The organism is Pseudomonas sp. O230 (assembly GCF_045447035.1).
In the GTDB taxonomy this organism is placed as follows: domain Bacteria; phylum Pseudomonadota; class Gammaproteobacteria; order Pseudomonadales; family Pseudomonadaceae; genus Aquipseudomonas.
The window spans coordinates 397,031-421,824 of the sequence record NZ_JBJGXN010000007.1 but is presented as its reverse complement, the minus strand read 5'-3'; the positions used below and the strand labels follow the sequence as shown (position 1 = coordinate 421,824).

At 58.5% G+C, this 24,794-nt stretch carries 23 protein-coding genes, 1 tRNA gene and 5 pseudogenes; 16 read left to right on the top strand and 13 right to left on the bottom strand.

The window, feature by feature from the left end; genetic code table 11:
• The first annotated feature begins 85 nt into the window (after positions 1–85).
• Positions 86–346 (top strand): hypothetical protein, encoded by a 261-nt coding sequence (locus ACI77H_RS17905; RefSeq protein ID WP_150633861.1) that lies wholly within the window; start codon positions 86–88, stop codon positions 344–346.
• A gap of 117 nt (positions 347–463) precedes the next feature.
• On the opposite strand, the gene ACI77H_RS17900 is transcribed toward ACI77H_RS17905, so the two are convergent.
• Complete coding sequence (locus tag ACI77H_RS17900; protein WP_407013058.1) at positions 464–1,354, bottom strand: LysR family transcriptional regulator; 891 nt, start codon at positions 1,352–1,354, stop codon at positions 464–466.
• 135 nt (positions 1,355–1,489) lie between these two features.
• On the opposite strand from ACI77H_RS17900, the gene ACI77H_RS17895 reads away from it, so the two are divergent.
• Complete coding sequence (locus tag ACI77H_RS17895) at positions 1,490–2,908, top strand: MFS transporter (protein WP_407013057.1); 1,419 nt, start codon at positions 1,490–1,492, stop codon at positions 2,906–2,908.
• 24 nt (positions 2,909–2,932) lie between these two features.
• Here the strand turns inward: ACI77H_RS17895 and ACI77H_RS17890 are convergent, their stop codons facing one another.
• Positions 2,933–3,382 carry a cupin domain-containing protein gene (locus ACI77H_RS17890; protein ID WP_407013056.1) on the bottom strand — a complete coding sequence of 150 codons (450 nt, stop codon included), beginning with the start codon at positions 3,380–3,382 and terminating at the stop codon, positions 2,933–2,935.
• A gap of 138 nt (positions 3,383–3,520) precedes the next feature.
• A pseudogene (locus ACI77H_RS17885) lies at positions 3,521–3,613 on the bottom strand (DUF1801 domain-containing protein); the annotation flags it as partial.
• A 158-nt stretch (positions 3,614–3,771) separates the two neighbouring features.
• Here ACI77H_RS17885 and ACI77H_RS17880 point away from each other — a divergent pair.
• Both ACI77H_RS17880 and ACI77H_RS17875 read left to right on the top strand, forming a co-directional pair.
• Positions 3,772–5,148 carry a pyridoxal-phosphate dependent enzyme gene (locus ACI77H_RS17880; RefSeq protein WP_407013055.1) on the top strand — a complete coding sequence of 459 codons (1,377 nt, stop codon included), beginning with the start codon at positions 3,772–3,774 and terminating at the stop codon, positions 5,146–5,148.
• Positions 5,145–6,323 carry a cystathionine gamma-synthase gene (locus tag ACI77H_RS17875; RefSeq protein WP_407013054.1) on the top strand — a complete coding sequence of 393 codons (1,179 nt, stop codon included), beginning with the start codon at positions 5,145–5,147 and terminating at the stop codon, positions 6,321–6,323. The genes ACI77H_RS17880 and ACI77H_RS17875 overlap by 4 nt, the downstream gene beginning before the upstream one ends.
• Before the next feature lie 91 nt (positions 6,324–6,414).
• Here the strand turns inward: ACI77H_RS17875 and ACI77H_RS17870 are convergent, their stop codons facing one another.
• A complete protein-coding gene (locus ACI77H_RS17870) occupies positions 6,415–7,515 on the bottom strand; it encodes a polyamine ABC transporter substrate-binding protein (protein WP_407013053.1) in 1,101 nt (366 codons plus the stop codon).
• A gap of 770 nt (positions 7,516–8,285) precedes the next feature.
• Between ACI77H_RS17870 and ACI77H_RS17865 the strand changes: the two genes are divergently transcribed.
• The gene (locus tag ACI77H_RS17865) at positions 8,286–8,714 is read left to right on the top strand and encodes a nuclear transport factor 2 family protein (protein ID WP_407013052.1); all 429 of its coding nucleotides are present in this window, start codon (positions 8,286–8,288) and stop codon (positions 8,712–8,714) included.
• 151 nt (positions 8,715–8,865) lie between these two features.
• On the opposite strand, the gene ACI77H_RS17860 is transcribed toward ACI77H_RS17865, so the two are convergent.
• Complete coding sequence (locus ACI77H_RS17860; protein ID WP_407013051.1) at positions 8,866–9,753, bottom strand: Dyp-type peroxidase; 888 nt, start codon at positions 9,751–9,753, stop codon at positions 8,866–8,868.
• A gap of 186 nt (positions 9,754–9,939) precedes the next feature.
• Here ACI77H_RS17860 and ACI77H_RS17855 point away from each other — a divergent pair, with 186 nt between their 5' ends.
• Together ACI77H_RS17855 and ACI77H_RS17850 are read left to right on the top strand one after the other, a co-directional pair.
• Entirely contained in the window at positions 9,940–11,565 is a 1,626-nt protein-coding gene (locus ACI77H_RS17855; protein WP_407013050.1) for an NADP-dependent glyceraldehyde-3-phosphate dehydrogenase, read from the top strand.
• 44 nt (positions 11,566–11,609) lie between these two features.
• Positions 11,610–12,653: an FUSC family protein gene (locus tag ACI77H_RS17850; RefSeq protein WP_407013086.1), complete on the top strand. Its 1,044-nt coding sequence runs from the start codon at positions 11,610–11,612 to the stop codon at positions 12,651–12,653.
• On the opposite strand, the gene ACI77H_RS17845 is transcribed toward ACI77H_RS17850, so the two are convergent.
• Positions 12,654–13,547 (bottom strand): DMT family transporter, encoded by an 894-nt coding sequence (locus tag ACI77H_RS17845; protein ID WP_407013049.1) that lies wholly within the window; start codon positions 13,545–13,547, stop codon positions 12,654–12,656.
• 135 nt (positions 13,548–13,682) lie between these two features.
• Between ACI77H_RS17845 and ACI77H_RS17840 the strand changes: the two genes are divergently transcribed.
• Positions 13,683–14,120: an Lrp/AsnC family transcriptional regulator gene (locus ACI77H_RS17840; RefSeq protein ID WP_407013048.1), complete on the top strand. Its 438-nt coding sequence runs from the start codon at positions 13,683–13,685 to the stop codon at positions 14,118–14,120.
• 65 nt (positions 14,121–14,185) lie between these two features.
• Here ACI77H_RS17840 and ACI77H_RS17835 read toward each other — a convergent pair whose 3' ends face one another.
• Positions 14,186–14,857: a Bax inhibitor-1/YccA family protein gene (locus tag ACI77H_RS17835; protein ID WP_008081508.1), complete on the bottom strand. Its 672-nt coding sequence runs from the start codon at positions 14,855–14,857 to the stop codon at positions 14,186–14,188.
• Positions 14,858–14,980: 123 nt separating this feature from the next.
• On the opposite strand from ACI77H_RS17835, the gene ACI77H_RS17830 reads away from it, so the two are divergent.
• The 3 genes and pseudogenes from ACI77H_RS17830 (at position 14,981) to ACI77H_RS17820 (ending at position 17,261) form a co-directional block, all read left to right on the top strand.
• A tRNA-Ser gene (locus tag ACI77H_RS17830) sits at positions 14,981–15,068 on the top strand.
• A 206-nt stretch (positions 15,069–15,274) separates the two neighbouring features.
• Positions 15,275–15,485, top strand: a pseudogene (locus ACI77H_RS17825) (hypothetical protein).
• A gap of 210 nt (positions 15,486–15,695) precedes the next feature.
• Positions 15,696–17,261: pseudogene (locus ACI77H_RS17820) on the top strand (methyl-accepting chemotaxis protein).
• A 138-nt stretch (positions 17,262–17,399) separates the two neighbouring features.
• On the opposite strand, the gene ACI77H_RS17815 reads toward ACI77H_RS17820, so the two are convergent.
• The 5 genes and pseudogenes from ACI77H_RS17815 to ACI77H_RS17795 all read right to left on the bottom strand — a co-directional run bounded on the left by ACI77H_RS17815 (position 17,400) and on the right by ACI77H_RS17795 (position 20,489).
• Positions 17,400–17,918, bottom strand: coding sequence for a lysis protein (locus tag ACI77H_RS17815; RefSeq protein WP_407013047.1), 519 nt, complete (start codon positions 17,916–17,918; stop codon positions 17,400–17,402).
• Positions 17,918–18,343: pseudogene (locus ACI77H_RS17810) on the bottom strand (cell wall hydrolase). The gene ACI77H_RS17815 and the pseudogene ACI77H_RS17810 overlap by 1 nt, the downstream one beginning before the upstream one ends.
• 51 nt (positions 18,344–18,394) lie before the next feature.
• On the bottom strand, positions 18,395–18,802 hold the full coding sequence (locus tag ACI77H_RS17805; RefSeq protein WP_407013046.1) for a tail fiber assembly protein: 408 nt from the start codon (positions 18,800–18,802) through the stop codon (positions 18,395–18,397).
• Positions 18,802–19,161 (bottom strand): hypothetical protein, encoded by a 360-nt coding sequence (locus tag ACI77H_RS17800; RefSeq protein ID WP_407013045.1) that lies wholly within the window; start codon positions 19,159–19,161, stop codon positions 18,802–18,804. The genes ACI77H_RS17805 and ACI77H_RS17800 overlap by 1 nt, the downstream gene beginning before the upstream one ends.
• A gap of 299 nt (positions 19,162–19,460) precedes the next feature.
• Complete coding sequence (locus ACI77H_RS17795) at positions 19,461–20,489, bottom strand: hypothetical protein (protein ID WP_407013044.1); 1,029 nt, start codon at positions 20,487–20,489, stop codon at positions 19,461–19,463.
• A gap of 139 nt (positions 20,490–20,628) precedes the next feature.
• Here ACI77H_RS17795 and ACI77H_RS17790 point away from each other — a divergent pair, with 139 nt between their 5' ends.
• The 5 genes and pseudogenes from ACI77H_RS17790 to ACI77H_RS17770 form a co-directional block, all read left to right on the top strand.
• On the top strand, positions 20,629–20,763 hold the full coding sequence (locus ACI77H_RS17790; protein ID WP_407013043.1) for a DUF3927 family protein: 135 nt from the start codon (positions 20,629–20,631) through the stop codon (positions 20,761–20,763).
• A 57-nt stretch (positions 20,764–20,820) separates the two neighbouring features.
• A complete protein-coding gene (locus tag ACI77H_RS17785; RefSeq protein WP_407013042.1) occupies positions 20,821–21,054 on the top strand; it encodes a hypothetical protein in 234 nt (77 codons plus the stop codon).
• Positions 21,055–21,678: 624 nt separating this feature from the next.
• Positions 21,679–22,140 carry a hypothetical protein gene (locus tag ACI77H_RS17780; RefSeq protein ID WP_407013041.1) on the top strand — a complete coding sequence of 154 codons (462 nt, stop codon included), beginning with the start codon at positions 21,679–21,681 and terminating at the stop codon, positions 22,138–22,140.
• 195 nt (positions 22,141–22,335) lie between these two features.
• A complete protein-coding gene (locus ACI77H_RS17775; RefSeq protein WP_407013040.1) occupies positions 22,336–22,521 on the top strand; it encodes a hypothetical protein in 186 nt (61 codons plus the stop codon).
• 372 nt (positions 22,522–22,893) lie between these two features.
• A pseudogene (locus ACI77H_RS17770) lies at positions 22,894–23,034 on the top strand (CoA ester lyase); the annotation flags it as partial.
• Between the two features lie 343 nt (positions 23,035–23,377).
• On the opposite strand, the gene ACI77H_RS17765 reads toward ACI77H_RS17770, so the two are convergent.
• A complete protein-coding gene (locus ACI77H_RS17765; RefSeq protein WP_407013039.1) occupies positions 23,378–24,790 on the bottom strand; it encodes an aldehyde dehydrogenase family protein in 1,413 nt (470 codons plus the stop codon).
• Between the last annotated feature and the right edge of the window lie 4 nt (positions 24,791–24,794).

The following is a 24,794-nucleotide window of genomic DNA, read 5'->3' as shown; positions in this document are numbered from 1 at the left end:
TGATCCATCTGCTGACCTGCCTGGCCCTGACAGCCCTCTCGCTGACCGTTTTTTCGTGGTACGTCCTGACCGAGGAGCGCACATCATGATCCACACCGTCACCCTTGCCGTGAGCTTTCCGGTGTTCGGCAACAACTACTACTCGCAGCAGGTCGTCTCGCGCAAAGTGCTGTCGCTGGTGTTCGACAAGAATTTCGAGGCGCTGCTGATGCCGGCCGCTGCCAACCACTTCAGTAACGAAGTGGTCGGTCTCAACGATCAGTTCCGCTTTTTGAATGATGTGCTGGCCGAGCATCTGCTGGATGCCGAACTGGCCCAACACGCCTCCCGTTCGTTCACTTTTTGAGTGCTGCCATTCAGTGAATCGACCGGCACTTCTGCCTGAGGGAGTTTCAGGCAGCATAGGGAACACATGGCTTCCTCATCAGAGCCACTTGAGTCGATTTTCTATTTGAAGAACGCGCTATTGCGCACAAACCTCACGAACACACCCTCGTAACCAGCGATGCACCGGATCGGCATCCAGTCGCGGATGCCAGAGCATCGCGACGGTGAACTCAGGCAAGGCAAACGGTAACGCAAAACTGTGCATGCCTGCCCGCAGGCTTTCGGTGTGGCGTTCAGGAACAGTGGCGATCAGGTCGGTGTTGCGGGCCAGCGCCAACGCGGTCGAGAAACCGCCGACAATGGTCACCACCTGCCGTTCCAGTTGCAGCGCTGCCAGTGCTTCATCGACAGGCCCCTTGTCGAGCCCGCGCCGCGAGACGCTGATGTGAGCGCCCGCCGCAAAACGTTGCGGGGTGATTTCGCCCTGGCTCAGGGGGTGCCCACTGCGCACGACGCCGATGAAGCGGTCGCGAAACAAACCCTGCGTGCGCAACTCAGGCCCGGCGGCCTTCCCCACTACTCCGGTTTCCAGATCAACGGTGCCGTCACGCAGCGACGTGTTGTCCTTGTCTGGTTTATGCATGAAGCGCAGAAGCACGCCCGGTGCTTGTTCGGCGACACGTGCAATCAGCGGCGCGCCAAAGTTCTCCACAAAGCCCTCGCTGCTGCGCAAGGTGAAGGTGCGAACCAATTGCATAAGGTCAGGCTGTTGCGCCGGGCGCAGCACCGCTTCGGCGTCCTGCACCAACTGGCTGACCCGCTCGCGCAATTCCAGCGCCCGGGGCGTGGCCACCAGTCCGCGCCCGGACCTGACCAGCAACGGGTCACCCGTGGTTTCGCGCAACCGCGCCAACGCCCGACTCATCGCCGACGGGCTCAGCCGCAAGCGTTTGGCGGCGCGCGCCACGCTGCCCTCGGCGAGCAGCACGTCAAGGGTGATCAGCAAATTGAAATCGGGAGTCGACATGCATTGCCCCATGGCCGGGTGAGATGGCGTTTAACGCACGAGTACAGTGCAACCCGTGCGCCTTCCGCCATGTTAGGCGCCAGCGTAGATTTCTGATAGCTCCACTTCGGGAGTGGCCAGATCCAGAGGGACAGCATGAAACCGACTATCGCCATCGTGGACAACGCAACACCGACACCCACCGTACGCTGGGCGTTGGTCAGCCTTTCGCTGTCGATGCTGCTGTCCTCGCTCGGCACCAGTGTCGCCAACGTCGGTTTGCCGACGCTGGCTCAGGTGTTCGGTGCGACGTTTCAGGACGTGCAGTGGGTCGTTATCGCCTATCTGCTGGCGATTACCACACTGATCGTCAGCGTGGGTCGGCTCGGCGACCTTATCGGTCGCCGGCGGTTGCTGCTCAGTGGCATTGGCGTGTTTACGCTGGCCTCGGCGCTGTGCGCCTGGGCGCCGACACTGGGGATCTTGATTGGCGCCCGAGCCCTGCAAGGTCTTGGCGCGGCGATCATGATGGCGCTGACCATGGCCTTCGTCGGTGAGACCGTGGCGAAAGCCAACACCGGCAGCGCCATGGGGTTGCTCGGGACGATGTCGGCAATTGGCACCGCGCTGGGGCCATCGCTTGGCGGCCTGTTGATCAGTGGATTCGGTTGGCGGGCGATGTTCCTGGTCACCGTGCCATTGGGTCTGATGACACTGCTGCTCGCACATCGCTACCTGCCTGCGGATCGGCAGAAGGCAACCACCGGCAGCGTCCGTTTCGATGCGTGGGGCACACTGGTGTTGGCGCTGACGTTGGCCGCGTATGCACTGGCCATGACCCTCGGCCGTGGTCATTTCGGGTTGTTTAATAGCGGTTTGTTGTTGGCGGCGGGGGTCGGCGTGGGGCTTTTCGTGTTCGTCGAGACGCGAGTCGCCTCCCCGCTGATACGGCTGACGATGTTTCGCAACCCGGTACTGAGCGCAAGCCTGGCCATGAGCACACTGGTGGCGACGGTGATGATGGCAACGCTGGTGGTCGGGCCGTTTTATCTGGCCCACGGGCTGGGGTTGAAGGCAGTCGTGGTGGGAATAGTGCTCGCGGTCGGGCCCTGCGTCGCGGCCCTGACCGGGGTGCCTGCTGGCCGGATCGCCGATCGTTTTGGTGCACAACGGATGACTGTTGCCGGGCTGATCGCCATGGCCCTCGGTTGCTTCACGTTATCGGTGTTGCCGCAGACCTTTGGCATCGGCGGCTACGTCGCGCCGATGGTGGTGATCACGCTCGGCTATGCCGTGTTCCAGACGGCCAACAACACCACGGTCATGACGGATGTTGCGCCAGACCAGCGCGGTGTTGTCTCGGGCATGCTCAATCTGTCGCGAAATCTGGGATTGATCACGGGAGCCTCGGCGTTGGGCGCCGTGTTCGCAATCGCCTCGCAGGCGGCCGACATCACCCTGGCGCAGCCCGAAGCCGTGGCCCACGGAATGCGGATGACGTTTGCCGTGGCGCTGGGATTGATCGTAGTCGCATTGGGTGTTGCGATTGTCGGGAAATGCCGTGACCGCCGATAACGCTATCGACGGTCACGCCGGGCCTTACGGCTTGATCACCACCAGCGGCTCACCTTTTTTCACGATGTAGGTTGCCAGCTCCGAGCCAGTTTTCGTCCCGATGTTCTTCGCGATATGCGCAACACCGGCCGGGATGTACAGCGAATCACCGGTTTTCAACGTGACCGGTGGCTGCCCCTCCAGTTGATATTCGAACGTGCCGTCTATGACATAGGCCACTTCCACGCCAGGATGGGAGTGGTTGGGCGATGAGACGCCCGGATCGATATCAACCCGTACCTGAATCACTTCGCGACCTTCGACGTCGAGATCCTTTTTCAGGAGATCGGTGCGATGAATCCCTGTCTGCCAGCTTTTTGCAGGGGCCTTCACTTCTTCGGCTTGAGAGACGCCAGAGAACGCAGCGAGCGCGGCAGTGGTGACAACAGCGACGCCAAGCATTTTGGCGGTGTGACGAGCGTTGATGCGGAACATGGCATTTCTCCGGTTGATACCGTTGTGGTGCCCCATTAGACGGCCGCCATGTATCCCGTACGTGTCGCCGACGCCATGGATTTGTAAGCGAAGATAGCTATGCGCGCAGCGGATACGCAGGGATACAAACGGCCCAACTCATTTGGAGGTGTTAAGCACCACCGCCGCACGAATGAGCGTCTTCAGCGACTTCCCATCAATTGCATCGCCCTCATGCACATCAATCGCCCGGTGTTCGCCCCTTCGTTCGCGACCGGCTGGCCGCACAAGGTTGCGAGTGAGGCAATCGCGGCCTATGGTCCAAGCGATGCATTGCTGGCGACTGACGTGCGATGACTCGCCGCCGGTTGCTGTCCTTCTCCTGCGATTTTTCGCAAAGAGGTGACAACATGCCGAACGACTCCCGCCCCGCCGTGCTTGAACTGATCGGCAATACGCCGCTGGTGCGCGTCAGCCGCTTTGACACGGGTCCATGCACCCTGTTTCTGAAGCTTGAATCACAGAACCCCGGCGGCTCGATCAAGGACCGCATCGGCCTGGCGATGATCGACGAGGCCGAGCGCGACGGTCGGCTCAAGTCCGGCGGCACCATCGTCGAGGCCACCGCCGGCAACACCGGCCTCGGTCTGGCCCTGGTCGGCCGCGCCAAAGGCTATCGGGTGGTGTTGGTCGTGCCGGACAAGATGTCCACCGAGAAAGTCTTGCACCTCAAGGCCATGGGCGCCGAGGTGCACATCACCCGCTCCGACGTCGGCAAAGGCCACCCTGATTACTACCAGGACGTTGCAGCGCGGCTGGCGCTGGAGATTCCCAATGCATTCTTCGCCGATCAGTTCAACAACCCGGCGAATCCGCTGGCTCATGAGTGCAGCACCGCGCCGGAGATCTGGGCGCAAACCCAGCATGACGTGGATGCGATTGTCGTCGGTGTCGGTTCGGCCGGCACGCTGACCGGGCTGACCCGTTTTTTCAAACGCGTACAGCCCAATCTGGAAATGGTCTTGGCCGATCCCATCGGTTCGGTGATGGCCGAATACAGCCGCAGCGGCACCATGCAGACGCCCGGCTCGTGGGCGGTGGAAGGCATTGGCGAAGACTTCATCCCCTCGATTGCCGACCTCTCCAGCGTGCGCCACGCCTATTCGATCAGCGACGAGGAAAGCTTCGACCACGCCCGCCAATTGCTGCGCGCCGAAGGCATTCTCGGCGGTTCTTCGACCGGCACCTTACTGGCGGCGGCGCTGCGTTACTGCCGCGAACAAACCACCCCGAAACGCGTGGTCAGCTTCGTCTGCGACACCGGCACCCGCTACCTGTCGAAGGTCTACAACGACCAGTGGATGAACGATCAGGGCTTGCTCAAGCGTAAACCTTATGGCGATCTGCGCGACGTGATCGCACGCCGTTTCGAGGATGGCCGGGTGATCAGCGTCGGCCCCGACGACACCCTGTTGACGGCGTTCCAGCGCATGCGCCTGGCGGATGTCTCGCAATTGCCGGTGCTGGTGGACGGAAAGAAACTGGTCGGCGTGATCGACGAATCCGACATTCTGCTGGGCATGCAGGAAGACCCTTCACACTTCCGCTTGACCGTGTCCAGCGCCATGACCGACAAAGTACAAACCCTGCCGGCCAGCGCCAACATGGCCGAACTGCAGGCAGAACTCGATCGCGGGCTGGTGGCGATCATCGCCGACGCCTCGGGCTTCCATGGCCTGATTACCCGCGTAGACCTGCTCAATCATTTGCGGAGATCCCTTGCATGAGTCAACACGATGAAAACGCCGCGGCACGCGCCTTCGCCACTCGGGTGATCCACGCCGGGCAAGCGCCGGACCCGACCACCGGCGCATTGATGCCACCGATTTATGCCAACTCCACCTATTTGCAACAAAGCCCCGGCGTGCACAAGGGTTTCGATTACGGCCGCTCGCACAACCCGACGCGCTTTGCCCTGGAGCGTTGCGTCGCCGACCTGGAAAGCGGCACCCAGGCCTTCGCGTTCGCCTCTGGGCTGGCGGCGATTTCCACGGTGCTGGAACTGCTCGACGCCGGCTCGCACATTGTCTCCGGCAATGATCTGTATGGCGGCACCTTCCGGCTGTTCGACAAGGTGCGCAAACGCAGCGCCGGGCATCGTTTCAGCTTCGTCGACCTGACGGACCTCGCGGCGTTCGAAGCGTCCTTGCAGGACGACACAAAAATGGTCTGGGCCGAGACGCCGAGCAATCCGTTGCTGAGCCTGACCGACCTCGCCGCCGTCGCACGTATCTGTCGCGGCCGCGGCATCATCTGCGTCGCCGACAACACCTTCGCCAGCCCGTGGATCCAGCGCCCGCTGGAGCTGGGCTTCGACATCGTGCTGCACTCGACCACCAAATACCTCAACGGCCACTCCGACGTGATTGGCGGCATCGCCGTGGTCGGGCAGAACCCGGAACTGGCGGAACGCCTGGGTTTCCTGCAGAACTCGGTGGGCGCAATCGCCGGACCGTTCGACGCGTTTCTGACACTGCGCGGCGTGAAAACCCTCGCGTTGCGCATGGAGCGTCACTGCAGCAATGCGCTGGAACTGGCGCAGTGGCTGGAGCGCCAGCCGCAAGTGGCGCGCGTCTACTATCCGGGCCTGCCGTCGCACCCGCAGCATGAACTGGCAAAGCGGCAGATGCGCGGTTTCGGCGGGATGATTTCTGTCGATCTGAAGAGCGATCTGGCCGGAGCCACGCGCTTCCTCGAGAGCGTGCGCATCTTCGCCCTGGCCGAGAGTCTGGGCGGCGTGGAAAGCCTGATCGAACACCCGGCGATCATGACCCACGCCACCATCCCCGCTGAAACCCGCGCGCAGCTCGGCATCGGCGATGGGTTGGTGCGGTTGTCCGTGGGGGTTGAGGATGTCGAGGATCTGCGTGCCGACCTGGCCCAGGCGCTGACGCGGATCTAAGCAAAACGAGGATGCTACCCCTGTAGGAGCCGGCTTGCCGGCGCCTACAGGAGAACGCGGGTGGCAGGCCAATCACGCTCCGCCCGAAGTGTTACTCGCCGGACTTGATGCTGGTCCAGACCCGCGTACGCACCCGCTCAAGCTTTTGCGGCAACGGTTGCACCACATACAGGGTTTTCAACGCTTCGCTGGTCGGCGTCAGGTTCGGGTTGCCGGTGATCTCTTTGTTGATCAGCGCAATCGAGTCCTTGTTGGCGTTGGGGTAGCCGAGGAAATCACTGATCGGCGCGATGACGGTCGGGTCCAGCAAGGTGTTGAGAAACTCGTGGGCCTCGTCGACGTTCTTCGCACTTTTTGGAATGGCAAAAGTGTCAAACCAGATCGGCGCGCCCTCCTTCGGCAAGCGCCAATCGACCACTACGCCGTTACCCGCTTCCTTGGCGCGATTGCCGAACTGGTAGAAGCTGCCGGAGTAGCCGATGGCGACGCAGATATCGCCGTTGGCGATATCGGTCATGTACTTGGCCGAGTTGAAGTAGGTGACGTAAGGGCGAATTTTCAGCATCAACGCCTTGGCTTTTTCGTAGTCGTCCGGGTTCTGGCTGTTAGGGTCCAGCCCCAGGTAGTGCAGCGCCAACGGCAGGATTTCCGAAGGTGAATCGAGCATGGCGACGCCACAGGATTTCAGCTTCTCCATGTTTTCCGGTTTGAACACCAGGTCCCAACTGTCCACCGGCGCATTCTCGCCCAGCGCGGCCTTGACCTTGGCCGGGTTGAAACCAATCAGCACGGTGCCGTACATGTAGGGCACGCCGTACTGGTTGCCCGGATCGTTCTTGTCCAATAGTGCGAGCAGTGCCGGGTCCTGATGCTTCCAGTTCGGCAGTTTGGACTTGTCCAGTTTCTGGAACACGCCGGCCTTGATCTGGGTTTCGATAAACTGGTTCGACGGCACTACCAGGTCGTATCCCGAGTTCCCGGTGAGCAACTTGGCTTCCAGCGATTCGTTGGTGTCGAAGGTGTCCCAGGTCACTTTGATTCCGCTTTTCTGGGCGAAGTCCTTGGGCACGGACGGCAGGATGTAGTCCGCCCAGTTGTACACCCGCAATTCCCGCTGTTCGGCGTGCACGGCACTGGCCAACAACGTCAGCCCACAAACAGTGGCGCCCAGTATGCGTTTCATCATGACCATGAATGAATTCCCCAAAGGTGTCGCTCGGTGGTTTTTATGTTCTGTACACGGCAGGCCTTAAAAATTGCCAAGGGCAAGGAAAACAGGATTCTCGTTGTGGTGTTGCGAGCGTGCTGGAACCGCTACGCCGCTTCGATTCTTGCTGACGAACGAGGGAGTTCATAGTGTGAGGTCGGCCAAAAGGGGATCGAAATGGCCAATATCGGTGTCCCGGTAGATCCGGTCGAGGAGATGTAGAGCAACTGTGGGAGATTCTATGTTGAAGGTGCTGGCCTCATCGTGAGCAGGCTCACTCCCACAGGGGATTTGTGGTGTTTGCTGGAAATGGGGAAAAACGACAAAGCCCGCACAAGGCGGGCTTTGGGGTTCGAGTAGGTGGCCGGTGCTGGTCTCCGGCTTACAAGGTTTATCAGGACTCTCACAGAACAGTTTTGTGCTCTTCTGCTTCACACGGCATAAGGGCTGGATCTCAGCGCGGAGATCTTTCTAACCGTGTACCCTTCGGAACGCGCCCCACGTGTCCTTGCCATCCGCTTGCGCATCAGTCTGCGTCTTCACCTACAATTTGAAGAGTAGTACACCTCCCGAACCGCGAAGCTGAATTTTTAGAACGATTTTGTCCATGGCGACGGGCCCCAGGACGGAAAACGACTAACCGGTCAGCCATGGCAATGTTCGAGGGTTTTTCCGCCGGTAGGGTTTCCCTTCAAGCCCTTTGATGTACAGTCTTCGCCGACGCTTGCAGAACAAAAAAATACAGGAGTTAAAAAATGTCGGAACTGAAACTGCATCCAAACGCCGCAGAATCCTTGAAGCAGTGGCACGCGATGATCAAGAAGGCTGACTTGCAGGCCTTGCCCGAATTGTTGGACCCACAAGCGGTATTCCGCTCGCCGATGGCGCACACGCCTTATCCGGGGGCGCCGGTGGTCACGATGATTCTCACCACAGTGTTCGGCGTGTTTGAGGACTTCCAGTACCACCGCGAATTGGCGACCGCGGACGGCTTGAACGTCATCCTGGAGTTCAGCGCCAGGGTCGGCGAAAAGCAGCTCAAGGGCATCGACATGATCCGCTTCAACGAACAGGGGAAAATCGTTGAGTTCGAGGTGATGGTCCGTCCCTTGAGTGGCTTGCAAGCCTTGGGTGAAGAGATGGGACGCCGACTGGGCGCTTACCTCGCCGCCAGCAAAGCCTGACCCCGATGCAGCGCTTCATCGGTGAGCCCATGCACCGATGAAGCGCTGCATCAGCTGAGGCTCGAAAGATACGGCCATGGCCGGCGTACTTGATGCACCGCACTGCATTGATCGTCGGAACGCCGCCCGCAGCAAGCCGGGCCTCTACAGATCAGCCGATGCGCAGTGCGCGCAAATCCAGATGACCGTCCTTCAGCGGCGGGCACCAGTAGTAGCCGCCGGTGATCGGGCGACTGATGCGGTACAAACCGTCGGTGATGCCATCTTCCAGACCGCTCATGCGCCGCAGCTGGACTTCGAAAGCGTCGAGGGAGAAGCCGAACGCGAGGAACATCAGGCCGGCGCGCTCACCTTCAATCCACGGCATCGAACGACGGACCACGAACGCCTCGGGGGCGAAGCTTTCCTGGGCGGTGCGTTTGACGTGGGCGGAGATCGGCGCGTCATCGATTTCTTCGTTGTCGCTCAAGCGACGCCCCATGATGTTGTCCTTTTCCGCGGACGGCATCGCGTGGAAACCCTTCAGGTCATGCTGCCATTGCTGGATCGCGGCGAAGCTGCCACCGACCAGACCATCAGCGCCTTCACCGACCAGCGCGGCAGCCACGGCGGCTTCGTCGTGCGGGTTTTCGGTGCCATCTTCGTAGCCGGTCAGGTCGTGGCCGGTCAGGTGGCGGAAGGTTTCGTTCATCTGCACCAGGCGCAGGGCCGGTGCCAGCGCGGCTTCGATGGCGGTGGCGCGATTGAGCAGCTCACCACGGTCGACGCCATGCAACCAGCACCACAGCGCGTGTTGGGTCGACGGGTTGTCGACGCCGACACCGGTCAACGCCGGAAACGGCCGCAGCCCGTCGATCTGCACGTGCAGCGCCTTGACCAGGGACTCACCGAAACCGACCACCGCCGACTTCCCGTCCACCAGCGACATCAGCTTGTCGAGCGCGGCCGGCAGTGCATCGACGGATTCCAGCGCGAAGAACATATGACGGGCTTGAGGTGGAACGGGGGTGGCGAGAATGCCCGGCTGGTAGTAACTCATATGAACTCCTTAAGAAAGAGCGCGAAGTTTACCCCCAGCGCCGGCCGTTGTGTGTTCTCAGGTCAAAAGATCGCGGGTTCATCAAATCGGCACTTAAAAAGTCGGGGCAATAAGGCGTATAACCTTTGAAGTGAATTCTGAACTGCAAGCCGCCAGCGCCTGGCTTACATCACATGGAGTAGCGACATGACCACAGCACACATCCTCGGTAACCTGTTTCCCGACGCCAGCGACATCCCGGAAAAGTACCGCCTCGACGGCCAGACCGAACAGCGTGAATACCTGGTCGATGGCGAGCTGAAAACCTGGTCCGGCCCCCTCGCCCAAGTCCGCAGCCCGGTGTACCTGACTGGCGAAAATGGCGACGAACAAGTGATCCTCGGCAGCACGCCGCTGCTCGATGCCGACACGGCGCTGACCGCCCTCGACGCCGCCGTCCGCGCCTATGACCGGGGCCAGGGCCTGTGGCCGACCCTGCGCGTGGCCGAACGCATCCAGCACGTCGAAGCGTTCCTGGGGCGCATGCGCGAACAGCGTGAAGCGGTGTTCAAGTTGTTGATGTGGGAGATCGGCAAGAACCTCAAGGACTCGGAAAAAGAGTTCGACCGCACCTGCGACTACATCGTCGATACCATCAACGCGCTCAAGGAACTCGACCGCCGCTCCAGCCGTTTCGAGCTGGAACAGGACACGCTGGGGCAGATCCGCCGCGTGCCGCTGGGCGTAGCGTTGTGCATGGGACCTTACAACTACCCGCTGAACGAAACCTTCACTACGCTGATTCCGGCGCTGATCATGGGCAACACCGTGGTGTTCAAACCAGCCAAGCTCGGCGTGCTGCTGATTCGTCCGCTGCTGGAAGCGTTCCGCGATAGCTTCCCGGCCGGGGTGATCAACGTGATCTACGGCAGCGGACGCGAGACGGTCAGCGCGCTGATGGCCAGCGGCAAGATCGATATCTTCGCGTTCATCGGCACCAACAAGGCCGCCAGCGACCTGAAAAAACTCCACCCGAAACCGCATCGCTTGCGCGCTGCGCTGGGCCTGGATGCGAAAAATCCCGGCATCGTTTTGCCTGAGGTCGACCTCGACAACGCGGTGAATGAAGCGGTCACCGGTTCCTTGTCGTTCAATGGCCAGCGCTGCACCGCGCTGAAAATCCTCTTCGTCCACGAAGACGTGGTCGAGGCGTTCATCGACAAATTCAACGCCAAACTTGCCAGCCTCAAACCGGGTATGCCGTGGGAAAGCGGCGTGGCCCTGACGCCGTTGCCGGAGACGGGCAAGGTCGATTATCTGCACGGGCTGGTCGCGGATGCCGTGAGCAAAGGTGCCCGTGTGGTCAACCCGAATGGCGGTGAAGCCCGTGCGTCCTTCTTCTATCCGGCCGTGTTGTACCCGGTGACGCCGCAGATGCGCGTCTATCAGGAAGAACAGTTCGGCCCGGTGGTGCCGATCGTGCCTTACCGGCATCTGGACACGGTGATCGATTACGTTCTGGAGTCGGATTTCGGCCAGCAGCTGAGTATCTTCGGCACCAACCCGGTGGCGGTCGGCCGGCTGGTGGACACCTTCGCCAACCAGGTCGGGCGGATCAACCTCAACGCCCAGTGCCAGCGCGGCCCGGACACCTTCCCGTTCAACGGCCGCAAGAACTCCGCCGAAGGCACGCTGTCGGTGCATGATGCGCTGCGGGTGTTTTCGATTCGTACGCTGGTCGCGACCAAGTTTCAGGAGACCAACAAGGACCTCATCAGCGAGATCATCAGCGGCCGCAGTTCGAGTTTCCTGACCACCGATTACATCTTCTGAGGAGCACGAGCCTGAGCACATTCAGAGCCCACCGACTGCCACCGCTGCTGCGCCGGGTACTGCGTCCGTTACTGGACCCATACCGGCGCTATCGCCACGCCAAATTGATTCACGCAGTGCGCGTTTCGCTGGGAATGCTGGCGACGATTCTACTGACTACCGGCATCCACCTGCCCCACGGTGAGTGGGCGTCGGTGACGATGCTGGTGGTGATTGGCGGTTTGCAGCACCACGGCAACATCGGCAAAAAAGCCGCCGAGCGCGCCATCGGCACCTTGATCGGCGCCGGTGTCGGTCTGTTGTTGGTGGCGCAACAAGCCTGGCTCGGGATGCCGTGGCTGACCTATTTTGCGATGTCGGTGGTCTGCGGATTCTTCTCGTACCACGCCATCGGCAAGGGCGGTTACACGGCGCTGCTGTCGGCGATCACCGTGTTTATCGTCGCCGGACATGGCGATAACCCTGTCACCGACGGGCTGTGGCGCGGGGTGGACATCCTGATCGGCATTGCCCTGGCCCTGGCGTTTTCCTTCGCCCTGCCGCTGTACGCGGTGTATTCCTGGCGCTACAACCTGGCCGATGCGCTGCGCGATTGCGCGACGATTTACGGGCGCATCATCAATGGCCAACCGGTCACCGATGACGAGCACGTGAAGTTGATGAATCGCCTGAACGCGGTGATGGTGCAACTGCGTTCGCTGATGCCGTCGGTGTCCAAGGAAGTGAAGATATCCATGACCGAACTCGATGCGATCCAGCGCCATTTGCGCATGTGTGTCAGCACCCTGGAAATCCTCGGCAACACCCGACCGGACGCCAATGACCCTGACGCCATGGCCCATCTGCAATCGGCGTTGAAAGCGGAACATCGGCTGATTCGGGTTCAACTGGTGGGGATGGCGCGGGCGCTGAAATCCGGCGCATCCCAGCGGCTGAGTCGCCCCGTCGAACTGCCGGCGGATTCAAGCCTGGACGCACCGGTCTATAACCCGCTGGACGGCTACCGGTTATTGATCCGGCAGCTGGCCAGCAACATCGGCGAAATGCGCCAGCGCCTGGCCAAGACCGCACCGCGCTGGAACATCTGATTATTGCGTAACTGTCCGCCGAAGCTTCAGGCGCCAACCCTGTTGCATGCCGGCGGCAGCTAGCAGAATCGCAGCGACACCGATCCATTGCAGCGTTTCCAGACGATGACCGAAGGCAAACCAGTCGACGAAAATCGCCGCAATCGGGTAAATGAACGACAACGCACCGGTGAGTGCCGTCGGCAGTTTTTGGATCGCACCGTAAAGCAACACGTACATCACGCCGGTGTGAATAATGCCGAGGGTCACCAGGCTGGCCCACGCGCTCGGAGCTTGCGGCAACGCCGAGAAATGCGCGAATGGCGCGAGCAACAACACGCCGGTGCTGACCTGAATCAGCGCGATCAGGTGCGGTGGCGTGCCGGTCAGGCGTTTGATGATCAACGCCGCAATCGCGTAAAGGAATGCAGCACCCACAGCCAGTCCGATGCCCATCAGGTAATCGTTGCCGCTCTCGCCCTGTTGCCCGTGTGCGCTGACAATCGCCAGCATCCCCAGAAACGAAACGCCCAGCCAAAGCAGCTTCTGCAGGGTGATTTTTTCGTTGAGGAACAGCGCGGCCAACCCGACCAGCATAAACGGCTGAACGTTATAGACCGCCGTGCCGATGGCAATCGAGGCGCGGGAGTACGAGGCAAACAACAGCACCCAGTTACCGACAATCGCCACGCCGCTGAGCACCGCCAGCAGGAACGTGGTGCGGGTCAGAATGCCGGGGCGCAGGAAGCCGAAAGCCGCGCAAATGAGCAATAAGGTGCCGGCGCCGAACACGCAACGCCAGAACACCACGTCCAGCACCGGTTGCCCGGACACCAACACGAACCAGCCGATGGTCCCGGAAATCAGCATGGCAGCGGTCATCTCGAATGACCCGCGGCGAATTGTTTTGTCCATCATCAGACTCCTGTGTTTGAGCCCAAAGTATGCCAATCCGCCGAGGGGCTTCTCCAGCGCAAAAAGCAGGCTAAACTCGGTATCTGCCTTTTTTATCAAGGCAGTTTCGATTAATTGCCTTACAGGGGTTGCGGGATGACTGACGATATCGACCAAGTGTTGATTACCGCGTTGATGGAAGACTCGCGGCGTTCACTAAAAGCCTTGGCGCACCTCAGCGGCCTGTCCTCGCCGAGTGTCGCCGAGCGTTTGCGCCGCTTAGAAGAACGCGGCGTCCTCAAGGGCTACACCGTCGAGATAGATCCCAAATGTTTCGGCTATCAACTCCAAGCCATCGTGCGGATCCGCCCGTTGCCGGGCCAGTTGCAAGAGGTGGAGCGGCAAATCCAGGCGATCCCCGAATTCACCGAGTGCGACAAGGTCACCGGCGACGACTGCTTCATCGCCCGCCTGCATGTGCGCTCGATGGAACAGCTGGACACCCTCCTCGACCGCCTGAACACCCACGCCGAAACCAACACCGCCATCGTCAAGAAAACCCCGGTCAAACGCCGATTGCCGCCGATGGCGTGAGCCTTTAGCCAAATCGCAGGCAAGAAAAAACCCGCCGAAGCGGGTTTTTTACTCATGGCCGACGATTAATCATCGCGGCTCATGATGCCGAAGATCTGCAACAAGCTGATGAACAGGTTGTAGATCGATACATACAGGCTGATGGTCGCCATGATGTAGTTACGCTCACCGCCGTGAATGATGGCGCTGGTCTGGAACAGAATGCAGACCGACGAGAACAGCACGAAACCTGCGCTGATCGCCAGTTGCAGACCGCTGATCTGGAAGAAGAAGCTCGCCAGCGTCGCACCCAGCAGCACGAAGAAGCCTGCGGTGATGAAGCCACCGAGGAAACTCATGTCCTTGCGGGTGATCAACACGTAAGCCGACAGACCGCCGAACACCAGCGCAGTCATCGCGAAGGCCGAGCTCACGACTTCCGCGCCGCCCTGCATGCCCAGGTAACGGTTGAGGATCGGGCCGAGCAGGAAACCCATGAAACCGGTCAGGGCAAACGCCGACACCAAGCCCCACGCGGAATCACGGAGTTTGTTGGTAAGGAAGAAAAGGCCGTAGAAACCGATCAGCACCACGAAAATATTCGGGTAGCCGACACGCATCTGCTGGGCGACAAATGCCATCACGCCGCTGAATGCGAGGGTGAGAGCGAGCAAGCCGTATGTGTTGCGCAGGACGCGGCTAACCTCTAGCTGCTCAGCCTGCACGCTGTTATTAACTGCGTAATCCTGTTCGCGCATGGCGACACTCCTGTTGGTTTGAAACGTTCAGTCGCAAAGATCATAACAGACGCTCTGTAACAAGCCATGCAGAGAGTTTGACAGTGTGTTTCATTCAGGTATTATGGCGCCCGCAACGCAAACGGAGGTGTGGCCGAGTGGTTTAAGGCAACGGTCTTGAAAACCGTCGACTGTAACAGGTCCATGAGTTCGAATCCCATCGCCTCCGCCATATTTGTACCGACAAAGCCCTGATTATTCAGGGCTTTGTCGTTTCTGGCTTTTGAAAAAAATCACGACGCTTGGCATGTGTTCCATAACTATTTTGGAAGTGTTCCATAACTAAGCCTCTGCCTCCCCTCTTCCGGTGTCCTGCCGACAGTTAAAAAACCTTCATGTAACACGGTGCTACGCTGACCTCATAACCGCGGACTCGCGATGCCAAATTCAGACTTGCTCCCTTCCCTGCTCTACAAAGATCAATGAAAACCAGTTGGCCCTAGAAGCCGCGATACTCGAGTTATCCAATTGGGTGGAGGCGCACGGCTCGGCTGATATCGCCGACAACGTGCGCGGTGCCCTAGACACCATCGACAAAAATGAAGAGTTCATCAAACTGACGCTTGCGGTGCTCATGACGCCCGAGTGAGAACTGACGGGCAGCTCTCGGTCAGAAACCTACATTCCGCAGCCCTTGTGATCTTATGCCATGGAGAAAACAGGGCGCTTCTGGCCGGAAGTAGCCTTTAAGCATCCATACTTTTTTTTTCGGACGTATAACCTGCCCATTTAGAACTACTCATTAACCTTTCTCATATTGCAGCCGATGCCCCCTACTTAGGGCATAGGAGCAATACAGATGAGAAACAACCAGCCGGTTACGCAGCGCGAGATTGCCCTTGGGCCTCAGCAAAAGCTCATCTCGACAACGGATGCGCGGGGGGTCATCACGTACTGCAATGACGCCTTCGTCGAGATCAGTGGATTCAACAAGTCCGACCTGATCGGCGCGCCTCAAAACATCGTTCGTCACCCCGACGTGCCCTCAGCCGTCTTTGCCCATATGTGGGGCGCGCTCAAGCTTGGCAAGCCGTGGATGGGCATCGTCAAGAACCGCTCGAAAAACGGCGACCACTACTGGGTCAACGCCTACGTCACGCCGATTGTCGAGGGGCGTGAGGTTGTGGGCTATGAATCGGTCAGGGTCAAGCCAACGGCCGAGCAGATCCGTCGCACCGAAGCCCTCTATAAACGCATCAGCCTGGGTAAGTCGGCCGTCCCGGCAAGTGATCAATGGCAACCCGCCCTGCTCGCCTGGCTGCCGGTGTTGACCATGGGCCTGGTGGGTGCATTGGGCGGCGTGTTCCTCGGCATGTCGGAGGCGATCATCCTAGCTGTCGGGGTATCGGTGCCGCTCGGGTTGTGGGTGTCGAGTCGGCAAAACCGCGGCGCGCTGCATCTGCTGGAAATGGCTGAAGCCTCAACCTGCGACGCATTGCTGGCCAAAATGTATAGCGACGAACGTGGCCCGCATGCACGCATTGAAACGGCTTTTGTTAGCCAGGCATCTCGGCTCAAGACGTGCCTCACCCGGCTACAGGATACGGCTGAGCAACTGACCGGCCTAGCCGGCCGATCCGACGGCCTCGCCACAGACAGTTCCCGTGGGCTTGAGCGCCAACGGGTCGAGACCGAGCAGGTGTCGGCAGCGGTCAATCAGATGGCGGCCACCACACAGGAAGTCGCCAGCCACGTCCAGCGCACCGCCGACGCTACTCAGGAAGCCAATGTGTTGACCGGACGCGGACGCGACGTGGCCCGGGACACCCGCGAAGCCATTCAGCGCCTCTCGGTGGTGGTGGGTGATACCGGGCTGACAGTCGCGCAACTGGCTAAGGACAGCAATGAAATCGGCACAGTGGTCGATGTGATCAAGGGCATTGCCGACCAGACCAACCTGCTAGCGCTGAACGCCGCCATCGAGGCCGCGCGAGCGGGCGACATGGGTCGAGGCTTTGCGGTGGTCGCCGATGAAGTGCGTCAGTTGGCGCAGCGTACGACGGAGTCCACGATGCAAATCCACAGTTTGATTTCCAAGCTGCAGGTCTCGTCCAACAATGCGGTGAAATCTATGGAAAGCGGTCAACGTCAGGCCGAATAAGGCGTGGCATGGGTACTTGAGGCAGATAATGCATTAGTCGGGATCAGTGAAGCGGTGGCAAACATCACGGACATGACTACCCAGATTGCCGCTGCGACCGAAGAGCAAACCGCCGTGGCCGAGGAAATCAGCCGCAATATCACAACCATTGCCAACCTGGCGGATCAGACGTCTGAACAGGCCAGGCATTCAGCAGAGCTGAGCAAGGAACTGACCCAGACCGCGAAAACTCAGTACTCATTGGTCGAGCGATTTAACCGATAACCATCGGCTTTCTAAAAAAGCCCGCTCCTGCGGGCTTTAAATTCCGGGCGCTAATTGAATCTGACGGTGCGGCGGCGGGAGCAATTGCAGTCCCTCGCATTGACCAGTGAATCCACAGTCGATTGCGGCCCTTCAATCTCAACGAGACACTTCACGTACATAGGATTGGCACGCCGCCAAAGCGATCAGTCCTTGGTCGCCGGCGTCGGTGATGGCGACAATTCGTTGAGCATGCGCTGGGTCAAGTTGGGCGCGCGCTCCTCCATGAACCACGCCGCCGGCTGTGGTACCGGTTGGCACTGAACAGCCACCGGCTGAATCCGTGGCGTCGAGAAGGACTGACAACCGCAGATCAGAAGTAGCGAGGCGATCGCGCAGACGAGCCTGATCTTTTTGAGCATTGGTCAAAGCCTCGTGGTGCATTTGATCGCTGGCGGAAAGCCTCCGCTCCAGCGTTAGCCGCTTGTCCTGATCGTTGCGGACTTGGGCGGCCGCGGCGTTGCTGATGGCGGTCAGGTCATTCTGGTGCAACCGGTCCTGCTCGGCGAGCTGCTTGCCGTAGCGCCAGTCCTGAACCTTCCATGTGCCCGCCGCACTGCAGGCCATCAACACCGCAACCAACACCAACTGAGCTATCAGCTTTTGCGCCGACGTCATCACGGCACATCCTTGAAGAAGATGTGGTGACCGAGCTTCAACGTCTGCTTGGCACCCTTCGTCCAGGTCGGCGGCTTCGGCATGGTGGTTGCGTATTAATGCGTGGCGCCGGCGGTGGGATCTGGCACCTTTCCGTCAATCACCTGATCAGCGGCAATCCGCGCCTGCGCCAGCTCGCGGAACCGAATCTGCCGGGCACCACTCAGGAACGGATAGTTCGAGTCGTTCCTGTTCCAGCAACTGAACTGGTACGGCTTCTGGCACACCCCGGCGTAGCCTTCGCCCCACCATGATTTGTCCTTGCCGTCGTTCACGCGGTTGCGGATGGTCCAGGCCACGGCGATCTGGCCGGCGAGGCTTTCGCCGCGCGCCTCGCCCCATAATGTGCGGGCGAGAACGTCGCGGTCCTTTTCAGTTACAGGCATACCTTTCTCCAGGCGAAAAAAAACCGCTCAAGGCGGCGGTGGCGATATCGGTTAAGCCGGTAATGCCGGCCAATCGATGTTCAACGGATAACCAGGTTGATCGGCAACCCGATTCAATAGCACCCGGTACTGCTTCCACTTTTTGAGCAGGGCAGTTTCAGCAGCGGTTGCATCCTCCAGATCAACGGCGTCCTGCAACGGAGCAATCCTTAGCGCTGCGACACGGAGCAGCTCATCACGCTGCATCGACGCCCGCGCTTTCAGCTCATCCAAGGTGGGTTCAGGCGGAAGTTCGGGCTCAGGTGGCTCGGGCGGTGGCAGCACCTGAAACCCGCCGTCGATCGTCACCAACAAACCAGTCTGCATACCCTCAAGAGCTTGCAGGTACTGGTCGTCAGTAATCTCTATAGCCCCTTCGAAGTCATCGGTCGAAATCTTTGCGTTGGCGGCGAAGGGCATTATTTGATCCTCATGTAGTAAGTGACGCCAATGCTCTTGGCCCGAGTTTCGAGACCAACACGCGGAGTGCCGTTCGTACCATCACTGATGATCGCGTTAATGGTCACTGTGGAACTGCCAGGGCCACCAGCAGTGCTGTTGTTGCCGCTATAGGAACTTCCGGAAATTGCAGACGGGGTATTGATATACGTGCCCTGAATTGCAGTCTTCTGGAATTGGTCGTCCTCGACCGTACCGCTAGAGCCGGCACGCAACACCCGGCGCTCTGTGTTGATCAGGCGCACTGTTTGCCCATTCATTGGGCTGCCAGCTAGGTTGATGACAGCCGTGGCCTGCACCAGCGGTGCAGAGCCGATCACCGATTCGCTGGTCAGTACGCCCGCGTTGTAGGCATCAGAAGCGGTCAGTTTGAGGTAGCGATAGCCCGCCGACGTCGACGGTAGGGAGAGGAATCACCATGTTCGGCAAATTGTTTGGGCTATGCGGATTATCGTGTGTAAAGGGTTGTTACGTGCCGGCACTGCACAGTGTTGAAACCCAACTCCCAAGATCCCTGGACTTGTTTCTTGGTCTTACACGACGCTCAACCTACTGTTTTTTTGATCGTCCTCGAACGCTCTAGGAATCTCCTAGAGCGGTGCAGATATTCGAAATATAGTTATTTATTTTTTTGACATGGGGCAAAAATCTGGCCGCCGGAAACCGTAGTCTTGGCACCGATTGCGCGATAGGGAAGCTTGCAGACAATATACTGAACTGAGGTATCTGCCCCCTCTGCTATATTTGTTCCGCCAGCCCTTAGCTCAAAATTGCCGAAATTTCTATTTGCGCAATTATCTCGCCCATTTTTTAGAACGCTGCAATACGTAACACTAACATCATAAGGGCAGGTATTTTCATATTGAGCATACGCGCTTAAAGTTGGGTGCCGGCCATATGTCACGCATTGGTTGTGACTGACATCGTAATCGTAAGGACTTCCACTTGAACCGCTATTTACGGCATTTGATTGCGTGCTTTCTGAACCCTGATTGGCTGCCAATGCCTGCTGCGAAATTAACAACTGACTCTGTTTCTGTATTGTCGGCACTTGCGCAGGAGCTGCTCTATTTTGGTTGTTTCTATTTAAAGATGCCTGTGTGACGGCATATGCATTACCAATACTGATCAGGGCGTCTGACATGCTAATATCATCGTCATCACTAGAGTTTTCAGGCGGAGGCGGAGGATTTAAACGCTCATACTCAGCTTTTTCTCGGAAGTTTTTCAGGTATTGTTCATCTGCCGCTTTTTTTTGCGCCACATAGTCTTTACCGGCCTTTCTGTCTGCTTCTATGTTCGGTGAATTTTTTGGCATTTCGATATTGACAGACATATTAAACTCATCCAAGTTGCACCATCGAAGAGGCCCTGATGAAGCTTTGGCACCACTAGGCCATGTTGCAGTAAAGCTGCCAAGTGGAGCACACCCATTAACCCTACTGCCTTTCAACTTAGATGTGTAATATTCAACATACATTAAATTAGTCATAGGCGCTGGAGTTCCATCGTCCGCGCTAATCACAGCTCCTTCAGGAACACTTTTCACATACAAAGTCCGTAATGTTTCCATACCACAGCCTGTCATTGAAATCAAAATAACTATACTAACTAGCCCTAAGCGTATCTTATTAACAATAAGTAGCATTTTACCTCCGAGTATCTTTGTTTTTGTTCTTAGGTCTTGCAAGAGGCATCTGCCTAACTATGGCGATTTGCCTGCTATGCGCTAAGCGTAGCCATAATTTGGCTCCTGCCCCATTCCAACACCGAAATCCGAATAGCCGTTGTTTGGAAAGAAATCCGGCGAAGCCCGTCAGGCCCTGATCGATTCGGTCTCTCGGATCATCAGCATGTGCGCCGACGGCTTTCTCGCAGTGCTGATCCTGCTGCTGATCTGGCCACTGATCAAAAAGCCCTGACTCAACCTCCTGCCCATTCACTGAGTGGGCAGCGGGATGACAACCGAGGATCCAGATATGGAAAAAGCACAGCGTGAAGCCCTGATTGATCAGCTGGACCGCTCATTCGAAGCGATGGCGCGCTGGGTAAAGATCGCCACCAAGCACGTCATGGGTGCGCCAACGAACAACCCTGAAACGGGCCAACCGTTCACGTCCTTCCGCGAGGTGATCAGCGTGTCGAGCGACGAGACGCTGGAAACCCTCAGGGATGACTTCGAAGACAACGGCGATCTTTTGCCCGCGGACTGACCAACCAGCGCCACGTCAGCCTGACGATAACCGCCCGAGCACCTGGTACTTCCCAGCACCAGGCCGCATCGGAGATGCTACTGCGCAATGTCCTCTGCATGCCCCAGCAAACATAACCGGTGTGGCAACCGGAAGCCGCAACTGGACAGCAAGAGAAAGCGATCAGTAGCTCTACCGATGCGGACGAACACCCGGCTAAGCGCCGGCCACCTGTATCAAAACCAACTAGTGCAAAAAATGCACTAGTTCAACCCGGCACGGAGGATTGGCAGCCATGCACCAGTAAGCGATTCACCTGCGTGGCGCAGTAAGCCTGAAGGCTGCTCCCAACACTCATACAGGCAGCGGACAGTAGGGCCGGCGATGTGAGCGCGCATCAACCAATAGGTAGGCCCAACCGAAACAACGACGATGTACCGCTGGCGAGTCCGAGGGTATAGCTGGCCAGACTCGACGCATCCCGAGGAGCTCCGGGCGCCTGCATCCCCTCCCTTCCCACCTCTATCCGTCAGCACTCACCCCGGGACCATCGGCAATCAGCGGGAGGCATGAGTGCTGAGGAATACAGGTGAACCTCAAATCGGCATTCCTGCCGACTTGAGCTAATGATGGCAGTATGATCGAATGGCTGATGGCCTTTTGCCATGGAAAATTCAGTTGAAGCAGTACCGTGGGCTCATCATATTCATCGCAACAATGGTTTCACTCTTCATCCTGGTCCAAGTCTGGCACAAGAGAGCAGCTCCGGAGGAGAAGAAGCAAGAACTGGAACGGCAGTATGAAGGGATCGCGCACATCATGAATGCCTTCCCACCAAAAATGCCGGACGACTCTATCCGCCTTGATCGCATAACCTACCGGGATGGAGTCCTTCATGTCCCCTACACACTCACGAAAGTGAAGAATAGCGAAATCGACGCTGATGCATTCACAGCGGAGGAAAAAGATCTCGTAGTAACTGTTAGTTGCGGTGAAAAAGGGCTAGGACCCTTTGTAAAATCGGGCCTTTTAGTCAATTACACATTCAAAGACTCAACTGGCTCTGCGATTTCTGATTTTCAGGTCGGGCAGTCCGACTGTCCTTAGCATTCTGCACTGAACCAAGCCCGCTTTCTCGCGGGCTTTTTAATGCGTGCCGCCCGAAGATTTCTAGCACCTAAGCATCACCCCTTCCCATCCCGAACACACCCCACTGCTCCATCACCGCTGCCCATCGGCGCAAACGCGTTCTCGATGAAGCGGTCGTGTGTGTTCGGTTAACCCCAAACACTGGAGGTCGCCATGAGGGATACCGCAAAGCCGCGCCGCGTGAAGGCGAAGATCACCCGTGTCGTCACTGAGTGGGCAATTGTCATTCTCGACCGCGACGGCAACGTTGAAGAGTTCGAGGAAACGCTTGATGAGATCGAGTGCGGCGAAGTGCTTGAACTGCACAGCATTGATTCAGTGCTGAGCATCCACGCCTAAATCTGAAAACCGGGCTCAGGGTAGTTTTCGCAGATAGCGCCGGAACGTATGTAGAGATCGCGACGTCTCCTCGACGCAGCCCAACAAATGACACACAAACAAAAACGCCGCTCAGTGAGCGGCGTTTTTGCGTTTTGGGAAAGGGAACCGAGACTCGCACCTGGCGTCCGCCCCATTGAAATATAAGGGGTTCCTTTTATTCCTGAAGCAGAAATGGACATAATTCTGGACTTGTTTTTTGGTGTATCAAGAGCAAGAAAAGGCATTACTCCAAAGTCACGCTACCGGCGCTCTGACCATCGCCAATCGGAGAAATGTCATTAAGCTGGCAGCATCAAATCTTGCGTAAGCCACCTTTCCAGCAGCGGCTAGGCGCAGATTTTGGCTGCGCTTAACGAGATTGACAGCGCCAAAGGTGTTGAGCGGTTATCGTTCGCCAGCCTAGATCTGAATCTGACTACAGGCAGCCTTGCCGCCGAAGAAGTTCTCAGCCACGCCTTTTTCATTCCCCTGCGCAGCAGGACGATGTCATTCCCCAGATCGGCACCCCAGTTCAATCAACCCCGCCAACCGTGAGTAGATCCGCCGCTACCCTTTCGAATCCGAATCGATACTGGACGCCGCTCTTTCCCGTACCGCTGCCGGCTTCTGCACTTGGCGCAGCAAACCTGTTGATCAACGCTCGCTGTTGCTGATCGTCCTGGCTCAGGCATTGCGCGACAAGACAGGTGAGCAATTGCAACAACTCGGCCCGTTCTCGTGGCAGTAGATGCACCTATCACCATAAAAAATGCATTGGGCGGGTGACCAGACCTTCCCAATGCAAAACGACCTGATTAGATGTTCCTCGAATCGATCAACCCAGCGTGTTCAGGCACACCACCTTGGGTTGGGTCATTTCCTCATAGGCGAAGCGCACCCCTTCCCGGCCCATGCTGCCGTACTTGGAGCCGCCAAACGGCATCGCATCGAAGCGGTAGTCGGAGGAGTCGTTGATCATCACACCACCGGCCTCGATTCTTCGTGCGGCGCTCAAGGCCGTTGCCAGATCATTGGTGAAGATTCCCGCATGCAGGCTGTATTCGGGCTCGTTGGCCAATGCGATGGCCTCATCGAAGGTTTCGAAAAGCTGCAAAACCACCACCGGCGCGAAGACTTCGGTGCGCCACAGTCGACTGCAATGATCGACGTTTTCCAATACCGTAGCGGCGTAGCACGAGCCTTGGCGCCGATGGCCGCAGAGCAATGTGGCGCCCTCTTGCAACGCGTCGTTCACCACTTGTTCGGCATTCTTCGCGGCTTGCGGAGTAATCATCGGGCCGATATCAGTGTCGGCATGCATAGGGTCGCCGCTCACAAGCGCCTTCGCCTGGCTGACAAAACGCTCACGGAACGCTTCATAAATCGACGCCTGAATCAGCAAACGCTGAGTGCCTATGCAGTTCTGCCCCGCTGCCCAGAAGGCCCCTGACAAGCAACTCTCGACGGCGGCTTCAAGGTTGCAGTCGCCCATGACGATCACCGGTGCATTACCGCCCAAATCCATGGCGAGCTTCTTCAAGCCGGCCGTGCGTGCAATCTGCTCCCCAGTGACGAAGCCGCCCGTAAAGGAAATCATCCGGACCTCACGTGAGGCGACTAAAGCCTTGCCCAGTTCCGCCCCCCCGGTGGCGACCGTGACCACCGATTCGGGCAACCCTGCCATGACCAGATACGACACCAGCTTGATGGCCGACAACGGCGCCAGCTCAGACGGTTTGAGAATCACCGCGTTGCCGCCGGCAATGGCCGGGCCGAGCTTGTGCGCCACCAGATTCAACGGATCGTTGTACGGGGTGATCGCCACTATCAGGCCCAAGGGCTCGCGGGAAAACCAGCCTTGACGCGACTCGGAGCCCTCATAGGCGTCGAATGGCACCACTTCTCCCGCATTACGCTTGGCCTCCTCGGCAGAAAGCTTGAGGGTGTTGACGCAGCGTTTGACTTCTTTTTCTGCCTGCTTGAGGGTCTTCCCGGCTTCGTCGACGATCAGCCGGGCAAACGCCACGGCATCGCGTTCGATGTTCAACGCAGCCTGTTCGAGAATGCGTGCCCGACGATGACGCGGTAACCCGGCACACTCTCGCGCACCGCTGCGCCCGGTATCCAGCAACTGCGGAACCTGTGACGCGCAGACATCCGCTACGGTCCCGATGACAGTACCGTCAAAGGGGTTGAAGATTTCGATTTGCGGCTCCACAACAGCCAGGGCCAGACGCGATAGATTCACAGGC